This window comes from Mesorhizobium bavaricum (assembly GCF_056781655.1).
Genome location: NZ_CM165566.1, coordinates 2,676,973 through 2,691,000, shown reverse-complemented (window position 1 = coordinate 2,691,000; position 14,028 = coordinate 2,676,973). Strand labels below are relative to the sequence as shown.

Annotated in this window: 15 protein-coding genes; 10 read left to right on the top strand and 5 right to left on the bottom strand. The window is 64.3% G+C overall.

Annotated features, from left to right (window positions below; genetic code table 11):
• Positions 1 to 86: 86 nt before the first annotated feature.
• Complete coding sequence (locus AC1RZR_RS13020; RefSeq protein WP_477270280.1) at positions 87 to 1,109, top strand: glycosyltransferase family 4 protein; 1,023 nt, start codon at positions 87 to 89, stop codon at positions 1,107 to 1,109.
• 156 nt (positions 1,110 to 1,265) lie between these two features.
• On the opposite strand, the gene AC1RZR_RS13015 is transcribed toward AC1RZR_RS13020, so the two are convergent.
• From AC1RZR_RS13015 to AC1RZR_RS13005, 3 genes are all read right to left on the bottom strand, one after another.
• On the bottom strand, positions 1,266 to 1,625 hold the full coding sequence (locus AC1RZR_RS13015) for a tRNA-binding protein (RefSeq protein ID WP_477270278.1): 360 nt from the start codon (positions 1,623 to 1,625) through the stop codon (positions 1,266 to 1,268).
• A gap of 21 nt (positions 1,626 to 1,646) precedes the next feature.
• The gene (locus tag AC1RZR_RS13010; RefSeq protein ID WP_006202532.1) at positions 1,647 to 2,147 is read right to left on the bottom strand and encodes a type III secretion system chaperone family protein; all 501 of its coding nucleotides are present in this window, start codon (positions 2,145 to 2,147) and stop codon (positions 1,647 to 1,649) included.
• 323 nt (positions 2,148 to 2,470) lie between these two features.
• Positions 2,471 to 2,773 (bottom strand): accessory factor UbiK family protein, encoded by a 303-nt coding sequence (locus AC1RZR_RS13005; protein WP_477270276.1) that lies wholly within the window; start codon positions 2,771 to 2,773, stop codon positions 2,471 to 2,473.
• Between the two features lie 166 nt (positions 2,774 to 2,939).
• On the opposite strand from AC1RZR_RS13005, the gene lgt reads away from it, so the two are divergent.
• The 6 genes from lgt (at position 2,940) to AC1RZR_RS12975 (ending at position 8,707) form a co-directional block, all read left to right on the top strand.
• Positions 2,940 to 3,794 carry a prolipoprotein diacylglyceryl transferase gene (gene lgt, locus AC1RZR_RS13000; RefSeq protein WP_477270274.1) on the top strand — a complete coding sequence of 285 codons (855 nt, stop codon included), beginning with the start codon at positions 2,940 to 2,942 and terminating at the stop codon, positions 3,792 to 3,794.
• A complete protein-coding gene (locus AC1RZR_RS12995) occupies positions 3,791 to 4,879 on the top strand; it encodes a class I SAM-dependent methyltransferase (RefSeq protein ID WP_477270272.1) in 1,089 nt (362 codons plus the stop codon). The genes lgt and AC1RZR_RS12995 overlap by 4 nt, the downstream gene beginning before the upstream one ends.
• 133 nt (positions 4,880 to 5,012) lie before the next feature.
• Positions 5,013 to 5,807: a peptidoglycan editing factor PgeF gene (gene pgeF, locus AC1RZR_RS12990; protein WP_477270270.1), complete on the top strand. Its 795-nt coding sequence runs from the start codon at positions 5,013 to 5,015 to the stop codon at positions 5,805 to 5,807.
• The gene (locus tag AC1RZR_RS12985; protein ID WP_481828596.1) at positions 5,807 to 6,958 is read left to right on the top strand and encodes a M24 family metallopeptidase; all 1,152 of its coding nucleotides are present in this window, start codon (positions 5,807 to 5,809) and stop codon (positions 6,956 to 6,958) included. The genes pgeF and AC1RZR_RS12985 overlap by 1 nt, the downstream gene beginning before the upstream one ends.
• Positions 6,959 to 7,001: 43 nt before the next feature.
• Positions 7,002 to 7,616, top strand: a complete 615-nt coding sequence (locus AC1RZR_RS12980; protein ID WP_481828595.1) for a hypothetical protein — start codon at positions 7,002 to 7,004, stop codon at positions 7,614 to 7,616.
• Positions 7,617 to 7,771: 155 nt separating this feature from the next.
• Positions 7,772 to 8,707 carry a ribose-phosphate pyrophosphokinase gene (locus tag AC1RZR_RS12975; RefSeq protein ID WP_019860650.1) on the top strand — a complete coding sequence of 312 codons (936 nt, stop codon included), beginning with the start codon at positions 7,772 to 7,774 and terminating at the stop codon, positions 8,705 to 8,707.
• A gap of 18 nt (positions 8,708 to 8,725) precedes the next feature.
• Here AC1RZR_RS12975 and AC1RZR_RS12970 read toward each other — a convergent pair whose 3' ends face one another.
• Positions 8,726 to 9,622, bottom strand: a complete 897-nt coding sequence (locus tag AC1RZR_RS12970; RefSeq protein WP_481828594.1) for an SDR family oxidoreductase — start codon at positions 9,620 to 9,622, stop codon at positions 8,726 to 8,728.
• 126 nt (positions 9,623 to 9,748) lie between these two features.
• Between AC1RZR_RS12970 and AC1RZR_RS12965 the strand changes: the two genes are divergently transcribed.
• Positions 9,749 to 10,723, top strand: a complete 975-nt coding sequence (locus AC1RZR_RS12965) for an AraC family transcriptional regulator (RefSeq protein WP_481828593.1) — start codon at positions 9,749 to 9,751, stop codon at positions 10,721 to 10,723.
• A 22-nt stretch (positions 10,724 to 10,745) separates the two neighbouring features.
• Here the strand turns inward: AC1RZR_RS12965 and AC1RZR_RS12960 are convergent, their stop codons facing one another.
• A complete protein-coding gene (locus AC1RZR_RS12960; RefSeq protein WP_481828592.1) occupies positions 10,746 to 11,624 on the bottom strand; it encodes an AraC family transcriptional regulator in 879 nt (292 codons plus the stop codon).
• A gap of 124 nt (positions 11,625 to 11,748) precedes the next feature.
• On the opposite strand from AC1RZR_RS12960, the gene AC1RZR_RS12955 reads away from it, so the two are divergent.
• Both AC1RZR_RS12955 and AC1RZR_RS12950 read left to right on the top strand, forming a co-directional pair.
• Positions 11,749 to 13,023: an MFS transporter gene (locus AC1RZR_RS12955; protein WP_481828591.1), complete on the top strand. Its 1,275-nt coding sequence runs from the start codon at positions 11,749 to 11,751 to the stop codon at positions 13,021 to 13,023.
• 217 nt (positions 13,024 to 13,240) lie between these two features.
• Positions 13,241 to 13,990, top strand: coding sequence for an SDR family oxidoreductase (locus AC1RZR_RS12950; RefSeq protein WP_477270256.1), 750 nt, complete (start codon positions 13,241 to 13,243; stop codon positions 13,988 to 13,990).
• Positions 13,991 to 14,028 lie beyond the last annotated feature (38 nt).

The window sequence follows — 14,028 nt, the reverse complement described above, 5'->3', positions numbered from 1 at the left end:
CGTTGGAGCGAAGCGAGAGCCACGGGCTGGTCGCCGTTCCGTCATCGTCTCAAGGCAACCGTCGACCTTTCGAGCAAAGGGCCGCCATGCGCATATTGATGGTCACCGACGCCTGGCGCCCACAGGTCAATGGCGTCGTCCACACGCTGGAGCGGCTCACCGAAACGCTGAAATCCTTCGATGTCGCGCTGGATTTCCTGACGCCCAACATCTTTCGCACGCTGCCCCTGCCGACCTACCCCGACATCCGCCTGGCGCTGACCACGCCCGGCCATGTCGCGCGGCTGATCGAAGCCGGCAAGGCGGACCACATCCACATCGTCACCGAGGGACCACTGGGCATCATGGCGCGGCGCTATTGCCGCAATGCCGGCCGGCCGTTCACCACCAGTTATCACACCCGCTTTCCCGAATATCTGAGCGCGCGCCTGCCGGTCCCGGAAAGCTGGGCCTATCGCTGGCTGCGCGATTTCCACAATTCCGGCCAGGGCACGCTGGTTGCCACCCAGTCGCTCGCCGACGACCTTGCGGCACGTGGCTTCAACAAGCTGCGGCCCTGGACGCGTGGCGTCGACACCGACCATTTCCGGCCGGACAAGAAGAAGGAACTCGGCTTCCCCGGCCCGGTCTTCCTTTGCGTCGGCCGGGTCGCCATCGAAAAGAACCTCTCGGCCTTCCTCGACCTAGACCTGCCCGGCAGCAAGGTGATTGTCGGCGAAGGTCCCGAGCTTGCCAGGCTCAAGGCGAAATACCCGCAAGCGCATTTCCTCGGTCACCGCCCCAATGACGAACTGGCTGAGATCTATGCGTCGGCCGACGTCTTCGTCTTCCCCAGCCGCACCGACACGTTCGGCAATGTCATCATCGAGGCACTGGCCAGCGGCACGCCGGTCGCCGCCTATCCGGTGACCGGTCCGATCGACATCGTCGGCGACGGTTTTGGCGGCGCGGTGTCGACCGACCTGCGCGAGGCGGCGCTCGCCGCCCTCGACGTCGACCGCGCCGAGGCGCGCGAACGCGCCATGCGCTACAGCTGGAAAGCCTGCGCCGAAATGTTTCTCGACACGGTCGAGGATGCACTCGGCACGACCCGGAAGCTGGCCGCCTGAGAAACGTCGCGGCTTAGGATGTGTTGGGATTCAGGTCAGGCCTGAGAATGGTGGGCTCCGAGAACCGGAACGGAGCGTGCGTTTGGGTACGTGAGCACCGGAAGCGGAGGTATCAGCCGTTCGCAAGCCGGCCTCACCTCTGACCATCGACGCATCCTAGAACAGCCGACCGCCATTCGGCACCTTGCGCTCGATGGCGCCGAGCACCACGGCGCCCTCCTCGTCGGGAAAGCCAAGCGTCAGCACTTCCGACATGAACGGGCCGATCTGGCGCGGCGGGAAATTGACCACCGCGAACACCTGCCGGCCGATCAGCGTTTCCAGCGCATAGTATTTGGTGATCTGCGCCGACGATTTCTTGATGCCGATGTCGGCTCCGAAATCGATCTTCAGCTTGAACGCCGGCTTGCGCGCCTCCGGAAATGGCTCTGCTTCGACGATCGTGCCGGCACGGATGTCGACACGATCGAAATCGGCGAAACTGATCTCGGGCTTACGCTCGTTGCTCGAACTCATCTCGGTCTTGTTTGCCTTGGCTCAGGCGTTGCCGTAGGTCTCGAACAGCACGCCGGCCAGCGCGTCCTTGGCCGAGGTCCCCGACCAGACGACGAACTGGAAGGCCTGGAAATAGCATTCGCAAGCTTCCAGCGCCGACGACAGCAACACCTCGACCTGCTGGCTCGACGGCTCGACCCCGCCGGCCAGGAGCAGCGACTGGCGGAACATGATCGCGCCCTCCTGCTCCCAGAGGTCGAAATGACCGAACAGCATCTGCTCGTTGATCAGCGAAAGCAGCCGCATCACTTCGAGCGCGCGAGCCTCCGGCACCTTGATATCGAAGGCGCAGGCCAGGTGCAGCGCCTCGAAATCCTCCATCCACGAGAAGGATACGTGATAGTCGGTCCAGCTGCCGGCAACCGAGATCGAGATCTCGTCATCGCCTGCCCGCTCAAAGGACCAGTCGTTGTTGTGGGCCACCTGCTCGATAACATCCACCGGATGGATTTCGCGGGAGAATTCGAGTTCGAGAAGTTCCATGGAATGCTTCCTGTCGTTCTGAGGAGCGCCGCCACACGCTCCGCGGGAGGGCACACACAACGAACAATCTTGTCTAGAACTCGGACGGCCAGGACTTCACGACGCAAAGACCCCAGACCGGACCCCACCGCCCGGCCACATGACCCGGCTCCGAATCATGCAACAAATTCAGTCTATTGATCGGGAGTCGCGTGAACAGCCCAATTTTTCGCACTGCGTCATTCGCATGTGGAAAGCCGCTGTCACAAAGATTCACGCAATGCCGTTAAGCGATTCACGGCAAAGCGCTTTTCAGGATCGGGCTATGTGGAAAAGTTTAATGATTATTTTTTTGCGCGGGGCTTTGCCGCCGCCGCCGGTGTGGCTTGTCCGGTCAATTCGGCAAGTTTCGCCTCGAGCACCTCGATGCGCTCGGCAAGTCGGGCGTTTTCTTCCCGAGCCTTGGCAGCCATCTCGCGCGCGGCCTCGAACTCTTCGCGCTGCACCACGTCCATCGTGTTGAGGATGCGTTCCGCCTGGCCCTTGAAGGCGGTCTCGACCTCGCGGCGCACGCCTTGAGCAGCGCCGGCGGCATCGGTCATCAGCTTGGCGAATTCATCGAGAATGCGGTTCGGTCCGGTCGACATGGCAAATCCTCGCTTACCACAATTGAGTTAGTAGCGCGGCACTTGGAATGCAAGCATGTTGCGCCCTGGTGCGGCATCAAGTCGAGAGCGTCCGGCTTGCCTTGACCCTGCCAAAACCCTGCCGCATGGTCCGCGCCCAAACGCGATCGCAACCGAGAGTTCCCCGTTGAACGACTATTTCCTGCTGCCGTTGGCCTCCCTGCCCTTTCCCAACATCAACCCGATCCTCATCCAGATCGGGCCGCTGGCGGTGCACTGGTACGGCATTGGCTACATCGTCGGCATCCTGTTTGCCTGGTGGTACGCCAAGCGGCTCGCCGCCAATGCGAAGCTGTGGCCGAACGGCGTCCTGCCGATGAAGCCGGAGGATCTTGATGATTTCATCGTCTGGGCGGCCATCGGCGTGGTGCTGGGTGGACGCACCGGCTATGTGCTGTTCTACGATCTGCCACGCTACATCGCCCACCCGCTCGATATCTTCGCGGTCTGGCAAGGCGGCATGTCGTTCCATGGCGGCCTGCTCGGCGTCATCCTGGCCATGATGCTGTTTTCCATCAAGCGCGGCATCCGCACCTGGTCGCTGTTCGATGTCGTGGCCGCCGGCGTGCCGGTCGGCCTCGGCCTGGTGCGCGTCGCCAACTTCATCAATTCCGAACTCTGGGGCCGGCCCACCGACGTTCCGTGGGCGATCGAATTCCCCAATGGCGGGCCGTTCGCCCGCCACCCGAGCCAGCTCTACGAGGCCCTGCTCGAAGGTTTGGTGCTGTTCCTCGTCCTGCGCATCCTCACCCATTCGCGCCTCAAGCTGAAGACGCCGCGCTTCGTCGGCGGCGCCTTCATCTGCGGCTATGGCCTGTCGCGCATCTTCGTCGAGTTCTTCCGCGAACCCGACCAGCAGCTGGGCTATCTCCTTGGCACCAACTGGCTGACCATGGGCATGATCTTGTCGTCGCCGATGGTGCTGGTCGGCATCTGGGCGATGCTGACCGCCAAACCGGTGACGAAGACGCAGCCGGCATGACAAGGCTGAAAACCCGCATCGTCGACCTGATCGAGGCGTTGGGGCCGCTTCCCGTCAACGAATACATGGCGCTGTGCCTGTTCGATCCCGAGGATGGCTACTACACGACGCGCGAGCCTTTCGGCGCGGCTGGCGACTTCATCACGGCGCCCGAGATCAGCCAGATGTTCGGCGAACTCGTCGCCGTCTGGCTTTACCAGGCCTGGCAGGCCAGCGGCCGGCCGCTCCCTCTGACCATCGCCGAGATTGGCCCTGGCCGCGGCACGCTGATGAAGGACATGCTGCGCACCCTGTCGCGGCTCGATCCGGCCCTCACCAACGGCGCCACCTTTGCCATGATCGAGACCAGCCCGCGCCTGACAGAGGTGCAGAAACAGACGCTTGGCGCGACACCCTTCGCGATCGGCTGGCACGAGACCATCGACACGCTGCCACGGCAGCCGATTTTCCTCGTCGGCAACGAACTGTTCGACGCCGTGCCCATCCGCCAGTTCGTCCGCGCCGGCGCCGGCTGGCGCGAGCGCATGGTCGGCCTCGACGAGACCAACGAGCTGCGCTTCTTCGCCGGCGCCGGCTCGGTCGACCCGACGCTGCTGCCTGACGACGCCGCTGACGCGCCGCACGGCGCGATCGCCGAGGTCGCGCCAGCCCGCGCAGCCCTGATGACGGCGATTGCCGAACGCATATCCAGGCATGGCGGCGTCGGCCTGTTCCTTGACTATGGCCACCTCCAGCCGGGTCTCGGCGACACGCTGCAGGCCTTGCGCAACCACAATCACGAAGATGTGCTGGCCAATCCCGGCGAGGCCGACCTGACGACCCATGTCGATTTCGCCGCCCTTGCCGCAATCATCCGCGCGCATGGCCTCGACGCCCATCTGTCGACGCAAGGCGACTTCCTGCTCGGCATGGGCATTCTCGAGCGTGCCGGCCGGCTCGGCGCCGATGCCGACCAGGCGGCGCGCGACAAGATCGCCGACGATGTCGAGCGCCTCGCCGGTCCGCAGGCGATGGGCGAGCTGTTCAAGGTGCTTGCCATCCTGCCGCGCGACGTGGCCGTCCGGCCCTTTGCCACGGCGGATTGACTTTTCACTGCTGCCCCTCCCAATCTCGCGTCCGGCAAAGAACGGTCGAACCGCCGGCCAAGCTCTGCCCCGCCTTCTTTTCGACGAAGCACTTTTTCTTGACGAAACCGCCCACACGGACAACAACGCCCGCATGCTGAATCAGACCAAACCGGATCCCGTTCGGTCGCCCCTGCTGGACAAGGCGCAGGCGCAAGGCATCCGCCACGGCTATTTCACCCGCGTCGGCGGTGTTTCCAGCGGCATCTACCAGGGCCTCAACATCGGCACCGGATCGAATGACGACCAGGCGCTGGTGGCCGAAAACCGCAGCCGCGTCGCCGCCTGGATGGGCGTGCCGGCAAGCCATCTGCTGACCGCCTGGCAGATCCATTCGCCCGACGTCATCATCGTCAGCGAGCCCTTTGCCGGCCAGCGCCCCAAGGCCGACGCCATCGTCACCGACCGGCCGGGCATCGCCGTCGGCGCCTCGACCGCCGATTGCGGCCCGGTGCTGTTCGCGGATGCTGAGGCGCGCATCATCGGCGCGGCACATGCCGGCTGGAAAGGCGCCTTGACCGGCGTCCTCGAAAACACCATCGCGGCGATGGAAAGCCTCGGCGCCCGCCGCGAAAACATCGTTGCCGTGCTCGGCCCCTCGATCGGCCCCGAGAACTATGAGGTCGGGCCGGAATTCGTCGCCCGCTTCGTCGAGGCCGACGCTGGAAATGACAACTATTTCGCGCCCTCGGCAAATCCCGGCCATGCGATGTTCGACCTCAACCGCTACACGGTCGACCGGCTGGTCAGGGCCGGCGTGGCCGCTGAAGGCCTCGGCCGCTGCACCTATGCCGAGGAAGAGCTGTTTTACTCCTACCGGCGCACCACGCACCGCAAGGAGCCTGATTATGGCCGGCAGGTTTCGGCAATCGTTTTGGAGGGGAAATAATGGCGCTGCATTTTGAACGATCGGAATTTGACGCGCGGCGTGACCGGCTGATGATCGAGATGGCCGAAAAGAAGCTCGACGCCATCCTGCTGTTCGCGCAGGAAAGCATGTACTGGCTGACCGGTTACGACACGTTCGGCTTCTGCTTCTTCCAGTGCCTGGTGGTGAAGGCCGACGGTTCGATGGTGCTTTTGACCCGCTCGGCCGACCTGCGCCAGGCGCGCCAGACCTCGATCATCGACAACATCGTTCTGTGGACCGACCGCAATGGCGCCAATCCGGCGGTCGACCTGCGCAATCTGCTCAACGAGCTCGACCTGCTCGGCGCCCGCATCGGTGTCGAATACGACACCCATGGGCTTACTGCCTTCAATGGCCGTCGGCTGGACGAGCAGTTGCAGACCTTCGGCCAGATCGCCGACGCGTCCGGCATTGTCAGCCGGCTGCGCCTGTTCAAGAGCCCGGCCGAGATCGCCAAGGCCGAGAAGGCCGCCAACCTCTCCGACGACGCGCTGGACGCTGCCTTGCCGCTGATCAAGCAGGGCGGCGACGAAGCGCTGATCCTGGCCGCCATGCAGGGCGCGATCTTTGCCGGCGGCGGCGACTATCCGGCCAACGAATTCATCATCGGCTCCGGCGTCGACGCGCTGCTTTGCCGCTACAAGTCCGGCCGCCGCAAGCTCACCAAGAACGACCAGCTGACGCTCGAATGGGCCGGCGTCTTCAACCACTATCATGCGCCGATGATGCGCACGGTGCTGACCGGCAAGGTCTCGAAGCGCCATCAGGAGCTGTTCGACGCCGCCCGCGCGGCCCTTCTGGCCGTCGAAAAGGCGATGACGCCTGGAAACAGCTTCGGCGACGTGTTCGACGCCCACGCCCGCACCATGGAGGCGCACGGCCTGACCAAGCACCGGCTGAATGCCTGCGGCTACTCGGTCGGCGCCCGCTTCACGCCATCCTGGATGGACATGCCGATGTTCTATCAGGGCAACCCCGAGCCGATCGCGCCGCACATGACGCTGTTCGCCCATATGATCATCATGGATTCCGACACCGAGACGGCAATGACGCTAGGCCGCACCTACCTGACCACCGAATCCCAGCCGAAGCCGCTCTCCCGCCATGATCTCGACTTGATCGTACAGTGAATCCATAATGGGAGGCGTTCTTCGCCAAGGAGTTAGAAGGCAAATGAGACGATCGCATGTGACGACCGTGTCATTGCTTGTGGCATTGGCTCTTGGCGCCTGCACCAACGCAAAGGACGTTCTCGAACCCTCTGCCATCACCCCGCCGGCGACCTCGACGCCAGCCCCCCAGGGCAGCGCCGCCGCCGTCCCCGCCCCGTCGCCCGCCGACCCTGCCACGACCACGTCGGGCGCTCCTGCAACCGCCGCCACACCGGTCACGCCAGCCCAAAGCGCTGCCGTCCTGTCGAAGACCCGCCTGCAGATCGCGCCGATCGTCGGCGCTTCGGTGGAAGCCGCGACGCCGCTAACAGCGGAGCTGCAGACACGTGCCAGGCAGCGCGGCATCACGCTGGCCGGCAGCAGCGACCAGACCGCGACCCATGTGCTCAAAGGTTATTTCTCGGCGATTTCGGAAGGCAAGGACACCACCGTCATCTATGTCTGGGACGTCTACGACCCGGCCGGCAACCGCCTGCACCGCATCAACGGCCAGATGAAGGCGCCTTCGGTCAATGGCGCTGACAGCTGGAAGGCGGTCTCGCCGGCCACCATGCAGACGATCGCCGACCAGACCATCGACCAGTTCGCGGCGTTTCTTGGCGGCAAGGCGGGCTGAGGTGTTGCCGGCCCGCGATGGCGCGAAGCTTTCTTAGGATTAGCCGGCGGATTCCCGATCTCGGCGCTTGCAATACCGGCGCGGGCCGCTAAAAGCCCGGTTAAAGGGCGCAGGCGAGTCCGTCAGGTCTCGCCATCCTCCACCAGGAACCGTGCATGAAACTCTTCGCGGGCAATTCCAACAGGGTGCTGGCCGAGGCGGTCGCCCGCTATCTCAACATCCCGTTGGGCAAGGCCAGTGTCAGGCGCTTCGCCGACCAGGAAATCTTCGTCGAAATCCAGGAAAACGTGCGTGGCGAGGATGTCTTCATCCTGCAGTCGACCTCGTTTCCAACCAACGATCACCTGATGGAACTGCTCATCATGATCGATGCCTTCATGCGTTCGTCGGCCAAGCGCATCACGGCGGTGATTCCCTATTTCGGCTACGCCAGGCAGGACCGCCGCGCCTCCGGCCGCACGCCGATCTCGGCCAAGCTGGTCGCCAACATGATCACCCGCGCCGGCGTCGACCGCGTCTTGACGCTCGACCTGCATGCTGGCCAGATCCAGGGCTTTTTCGACATCCCGACCGACAATCTGTTCTCGGTGCCGGTGATGGCCCGCGACGTGAAGGCGAAATACAAGCAGCTCGGCAATGTCGTGGTGGTATCGCCCGATATCGGCGGCGTGGTGCGTGCCCGCGCGCTGGCCAAGCGCTTCGATGCCCAACTGGCCATCGTCGACAAGCGCCGCGAACGTCCCGGTGAATCGGAAGTCATGAACATCATCGGCGCTGTCGCCGGCAAGGATTGCCTGCTGATCGACGACATCGTCGATTCCGGCGGCACGCTGTGCAATGCCGCCGATGCGCTGCTGGCCAACGGCGCCACCAGCGTCACCGCCTATATCACCCATGGTGTGTTGTCGGGCGGCGCCGTCGCCCGCATCAGCGGCTCGAAGCTGCAGGAACTGGTGATCACCGATTCCATCCAGCCGACGCAAGGCGTGCTCGACGCGCCCAACATCCGCGTCATCTCGATCGCCGACCTGATGGGCGAAGCCATCTCGCGCACGGCGACCGAGGAATCGGTTTCGAGCCTGTTCGACTAGACTCGTCCCGAAACAGCCTCAACCTTCGAAATAGCTGGGACGATCGAGGTCGGCAATCAACCTAGGCTGTGTCGGCTGCCATCCCAGCACATTGCGGGTCTGCTCGCTGGACGCAGGCCAATCCATGCCGAAGAAGTGGCCGAGGAAGCCGAAATGGTCGGCTGCTTCCTCGCGGGTTTTGGACACCACCGGCAGGTTCAGGCGCCGGCCGATGATGTCGGCGATCTCCCGTGTCGGCACGCCCTGGTCGGCGACGCCGTGATACCGGGCTCCGCCGGCCCCCTTCTCGAGCGCCAGCCTGAAGAGCGTGGCGGCGTCGAGCCGGTGCACCGCCGGCCAGCGGTTCATTCCGTCGCCGATATAGGCCGAAACACCCTTTTGACGCGCGATGTCGATCAGCATCGCAACGAAGCCGTGATCGCCGTCACCGTGGACCGACGGTGACAAGCGCACCGCCGAGGCGCGCACACCGCGCGCCGCCAGTGCTTCGGCCGTAACTTCCGAAGCACGGGGATAGGAGGCGGACGGAGGAACAGGCGCGTCGTCCTCGCTCGCCATGCGGCCGGCCGGCGTCAGCAGCGCCAGCCCGGAGGTGACGAGCAAGGGCCGCTCGGAGCCTTCGAGCTCCGTCCCGAGCGTCTCGATGGCGCGCCGGTCCGCCTCGCAGCTTGCCGCGAATTTCGAGAAGTCATGATTGAAGGCGGTGTGGATGACGCCATCCGAAAGGGCCGCCCCGCTGCGCAGGCTCTCCAGGTCCTCGATATCGCCGCGATGCGCCTTGGCGCCAGCGGCGACGATCGACCTGGCGCCTGCATCCGAACGGGCAAGACCGAGCACCTGATGGCCCGCTCCAACGAGCTCCCTAACAACCGCGGAACCGACAAAACCAGTGGCACCGGTTACAAAAACACGCATCGCGATTTCTCCTTTGTTTTAGTCAAGGGCCGTATGGGCAGCCCGTTGCCGAAGGAGATACGGGATTGAGGAAATACGATCTATGCTGTAAAGTCCGTATTATCTTCGCAATCGTCCGGAACACCCATGGATCCGCTCTCAGACGTGCTGTCGCTGCTGAAGCCGCGCAATTATTTGTCCGCCGGCCTGGAGGCCGGTGGCGACTGGTCGATCCAGTTCCCCGACCAGCAGGCGGCCATCAAATGCGGTGCCGTGGTGTCAGGCGAATGCTGGCTGTCCGTGGAGGGCGTCTCGGATGCAGTCCGGCTGGAGGCGGGTGACTGCTTCCTGCTGCCGCGCGGCCGGCCCTTCCGCCTTGCCAGCGACATGGAGCTGCCGGCGGTCGACGCCCGCACGATCTTTTCCCCTGCCCGCACCGGCGGCGTCACCTCGCACAATGGCGGCGGCGATTTCCTTCTGGTCAGCAGCCGCTTCGCCCTGTCAGGCGACCATGCAGGCGTCCTGTTGCGGATACTGCCGCCCATCGTCCACATCCGCAGCGACTCGGACCACTCGGCGCTGCGCTGGCCGGTGGAGCGGATGATGCAGGAATTGCGCGAACGGCGGCCCGGTGGCTTTCTCATCGTCGAGCATCTCGCCCACATGATCCTGATCGAGGCCTTGCGCCTGCATATGGCGGAGGGCATCCGAGGCGGCGTCGGCTGGCTGTTTGCCCTGGCCGACAGGCAGATCGGCGCGGCGATCGGTGCCATGCACGACGATCCGGCGCATGGCTGGACGTTGCAGGCGCTGGCCGAGCGGTCCGGCATGTCGCGATCGACCTTTGCGCTGAAATTCAAGGCCATGGTCGGCGCCTCGCCGATGGACTACCTGACGCGTTGGCGCATGCTGCTGGCCGGCGACAGGCTGGCGAGTTCCAGCGATCCCGTTTCCGTCATTGCGCTGTCGCTCGGCTATGAATCCGAAAGCGCCTTCAGCACCGCCTTCAAGCGGGTCATGGGTTGTTCGCCACGCCAACATGGCCGTGGCCGGGAACCGGCTTCCGCCTCACATGGCGGGGAGACCGTCCACACCAGCCTGCCCGAGCCGGTCGCGGGTTGAACCGCCGGGCATCACGACGAAATCATGGGCTTTCGGGTCGAAGCGAACCGCTTGGCCGACGAATGCCATCGCCGCTGTCGCGTGCGCCGCGCATATAGCCGCGCGGCGCGGCACCCAGCATGCGCTTGAACATGGTGATGAAGGCCGGCACGCTGTCATAGCCGAGATCGAGTGCCACCCTGGTGATCGGCTCGCCGTCGGCCAGCCGCGGCAGCGCCGCGAACAGACAGGCCTGCTGGCGCCATGTCGACAGCGACAGGCCGGTCTGGCGTTGGAAGGCGCGGGTGAAGGAGCGGCGGCTCATGCCGGCGGCATCGGCCCACTCGTCGATCGTCGCATGCGGCGAAGGTGCCGCCACGAAGCGCCGGCAGAGCGTCGCCAGCCTGGGATCGGACGGGAACGGCAGGCCGAGCGGCCGTTCCGGCAGGGTCGGGATTTCGTGCAGCAGGAGGTTCATGATCAGCCCGCTACGTCCTTCCAGCACGCCGCCCTGCGGCAACTTCTCGGATTCCACGATCAGGCTGTGCATCAGGTCGGTGACGCCGACGACGCGCAAGCCTTCCGGCAGCCCGGGAATAGCCTTCGGCATGACATAGACCGAACGCATCGAGACATCGCCCAGCATCTCGACGGAATGTTCGGTACCGGCCGGAATCCACATCGCGTGATCGGGCGGCACCATCCAGCGCCCATGCCGTGTCGTCACCAGCACGACGCCGACCAGCGCATGCAACAGCTGGCTGCGGCTGTGGCGGTGTTGCGGCACATGGTAGCCGTCGGGGTATTCGGTCGGCAGGGCCACCGCCGGTCCGACCACTTGCTCCAGCCACTGCCAGCGACTTTCGTGCAATTGCCCGAGATCGGCATTGCCGGCGTGAAAGATTTCCCTGCCATGAGGCATTGGGTATGGCCCACTTGCGAAACTATTGGACCAAACCACGAAAGAAGTCGTCTCGCAAGCAGCTTATAAGGCAACCGTCCTCCAAGGCGGGCCGCGAGAGCGTCCGCCATGTTGCCCTGCGGGCATGCCCGCCAAAAAGACCACGGAGCCTGCTTTGACCGATACGACAGCCGCCAGTGTCGCGCCACCCGCGACAGCCAGTCACGCTTCAGCCCAGGCGACGGCCTTCACCGTCATCCTGGCGGTGAGCTTCTGCCATTGCATCAACGACATCATGCAGTCGCTGCTATCGGCCATCTATCCCTTGCTGAAAGAGAATTACGGCCTCGACTTCTGGCAGATCGGCCTCCTGACCTTCACCTTCCAGGTGACCGCGTCGCTGCTGCAGCCGGTGATCGGCATGATCACCGACAAGCGGCCGATGCCCTATTCGCTGCCCTACGGCATGGCGTCGTCGCTGATCGGCCTGGTCGTGCTGGCCTATGCCGGGCATTACACGCTGCTTCTGATCGGCGCCTCGCTGATCGGCATCGGCTCGGCGATCTTCCACCCGGAATCCTCGCGCATCGCCCGCTTCGCCTCCGGCGGCCGGTTTGGCCTGGCGCAGTCGCTGTTCCAGGTCGGCGGCAATTTCGGCCAGTCCATGGGGCCGCTGCTGGCCGCCTTCATCGTCGTGCCCTTCGGCCAGGAAAGCATCGCCTGGTTTGCCGTCGGCTCGCTGATCGGCATCGTCGTGCTGTGGCAGGTCGGCGGCTGGTACAGCCGTCTGCGCGCCGCGCAAGGCAACCGCAAGACAGCAAGCTTCGTCTCGCCCTTCCCGCGCCGCAAGGTGATGTCGGCATTGGCGGTGCTGACGCTGCTGGTGCTGAGCAAGAACGCTTACATCGCCAGCCTTGCCAGCTACTACACCTTCTACTCCATCCATAAGTTCGGCGTTTCGGTGCAGATGTCGCAGGTCATGCTGTTCCTGTTCCTCGGCGCCTCGGCACTGGGCATCCTGCTCGGTGGTCCGTTTGGCGACCGCTATGGGCAGAAGGCGATGATCTGGTTCTCGATCGTCGGCGTGCTGCCCTTCACGCTGGCCCTGCCCTACGCCAACCTCGAATGGACGATGGTGCTGACGGTGCTGATCGGCCTGATCCTGTCGTCGGCCTTCTCCAACATCGTCGTCTTTGCGCAGGAGTTGGTACCGGGACGTGTCGGCATGATCGCCGGCATCTTCTTCGGCTTCGCCTTCGGCATGGGCGGCATCGCCGCCGCCGTGCTCGGCGTCGTCGCCGACATGAAGGGCATCGAGTTCGTCTTCCAGATCTGCTCGTATTTGCCGTTTCTTGGACTGCTGACCGTGTTCCTGCCGAACATGAAGGAAGCCAGGAAGCTGGAGGCGGCGATCAGATAATATCAGCTGGTGTTCGGGACATTGACGTGAGGGCGTGGCAGCTGCCATGCCCTCAATTGTTCTTCGTCATGCGCCGGGTGAAAAGCCTGCTATTGTTCGAAAACGCACAAATGGCGCTGCTAGGCTGGTCAGCGAACGCCTTCAAGTTGAACATAAGGCACCGGGCTCTGCGCGACTGATCGATGCGCAGCGCTCCGAGTGAGGAAAGGCATCTGTTATGTCCAGACTCAAAGGCAAGGCCGCGCTGATTACCGGCGGCACCAGCGGCATCGGCCTGGTGACGGCGCGGCGTTTCATCGAGGAAGGCGCGCGCGTCGCCATCACCGGCACCAATGCGGGCCGTCTCGAGGAGGCGCGCAACTTCTTGGGCGGCGATGTGCTTGTCATCGCCGCCGACGCCGGAGATGCCGCCGCCCAAAGCGACATTGCAGGGCGGATCGGGGAAACCTTCGGCAAGCTCGACGCTCTCTTCCTCAACGCCGGCATCGCCGATCTGCGCCCGCTTGGCGACTGGACCGAGGCAGCGTTCGACAGGAGCATCGATGTCGACCTCAAGGGGCCGTACTTCCTGGTCAAGGCGCTCCTTCCCCTGTTTTCGAACCCGTCGTCGATCATCCTCAGCGGCTCGGTCAACGCGCATATGGGAATGGCAGGAACGCACGTCTATTCGCTGGCCAAAGCAGGCATGATTTCGCTGGCGCGAACGCTGTCTGGCGAACTGATAGGGCGCGGCATCCGCGCCAACGTAATCAGCCCGGGCCCGATCGACACACCGCTCAACGACAAACTTGGGCTGGATCCGGCAGCGGCGAAGGCACGCGCGAAAGCGGTGGTCGGCCTGGTGCCCGCGGGCCGTTTCGGAACCGCCGAGGAAATTGCCAATGCGGTGGTGTTTCTGGCTTCGGACGAATGCCCGTTCATGGTCGGTGCGGAAATGCTGATCGACGGCGGCCTGAGCATTGCCTGAATCGGCAGGGCCTTACACGGATGCACCCGCCACATGGC

Excerpts from the sequence above, each read along its gene's own strand:
- AC1RZR_RS13020 (WP_477270280.1), top strand. The coding sequence starts at position 87 with ATGCGCATATTGATGGTCACCGACGCCTGGCGCCCACAGGTCAATGGC.
- pgeF (WP_477270270.1), top strand. The coding sequence starts at position 5,013 with ATGCTGAATCAGACCAAACCGGATCCCGTTCGGTCGCCCCTGCTGGAC.
- AC1RZR_RS13005 (WP_477270276.1), bottom strand. The coding sequence starts at position 2,773 with ATGTCGACCGGACCGAACCGCATTCTCGATGAATTCGCCAAGCTGATG.
- AC1RZR_RS12965 (WP_481828593.1), top strand. The coding sequence starts at position 9,749 with ATGGATCCGCTCTCAGACGTGCTGTCGCTGCTGAAGCCGCGCAATTAT.
- AC1RZR_RS12985 (WP_481828596.1), top strand. The coding sequence starts at position 5,807 with ATGGCGCTGCATTTTGAACGATCGGAATTTGACGCGCGGCGTGACCGG.
- AC1RZR_RS13010 (WP_006202532.1), bottom strand. The coding sequence starts at position 2,147 with ATGGAACTTCTCGAACTCGAATTCTCCCGCGAAATCCATCCGGTGGAT.
- AC1RZR_RS13015 (WP_477270278.1), bottom strand. The coding sequence starts at position 1,625 with ATGAGTTCGAGCAACGAGCGTAAGCCCGAGATCAGTTTCGCCGATTTC.
- AC1RZR_RS12955 (WP_481828591.1), top strand. The coding sequence starts at position 11,749 with ATGCCCGCCAAAAAGACCACGGAGCCTGCTTTGACCGATACGACAGCC.
- AC1RZR_RS12950 (WP_477270256.1), top strand. The coding sequence starts at position 13,241 with ATGTCCAGACTCAAAGGCAAGGCCGCGCTGATTACCGGCGGCACCAGC.
- AC1RZR_RS12960 (WP_481828592.1), bottom strand. The coding sequence starts at position 11,624 with ATGCCTCATGGCAGGGAAATCTTTCACGCCGGCAATGCCGATCTCGGG.
- AC1RZR_RS12970 (WP_481828594.1), bottom strand. The coding sequence starts at position 9,622 with ATGCGTGTTTTTGTAACCGGTGCCACTGGTTTTGTCGGTTCCGCGGTT.
- AC1RZR_RS12980 (WP_481828595.1), top strand. The coding sequence starts at position 7,002 with ATGAGACGATCGCATGTGACGACCGTGTCATTGCTTGTGGCATTGGCT.
- AC1RZR_RS12975 (WP_019860650.1), top strand. The coding sequence starts at position 7,772 with ATGAAACTCTTCGCGGGCAATTCCAACAGGGTGCTGGCCGAGGCGGTC.
- AC1RZR_RS12995 (WP_477270272.1), top strand. The coding sequence starts at position 3,791 with ATGACAAGGCTGAAAACCCGCATCGTCGACCTGATCGAGGCGTTGGGG.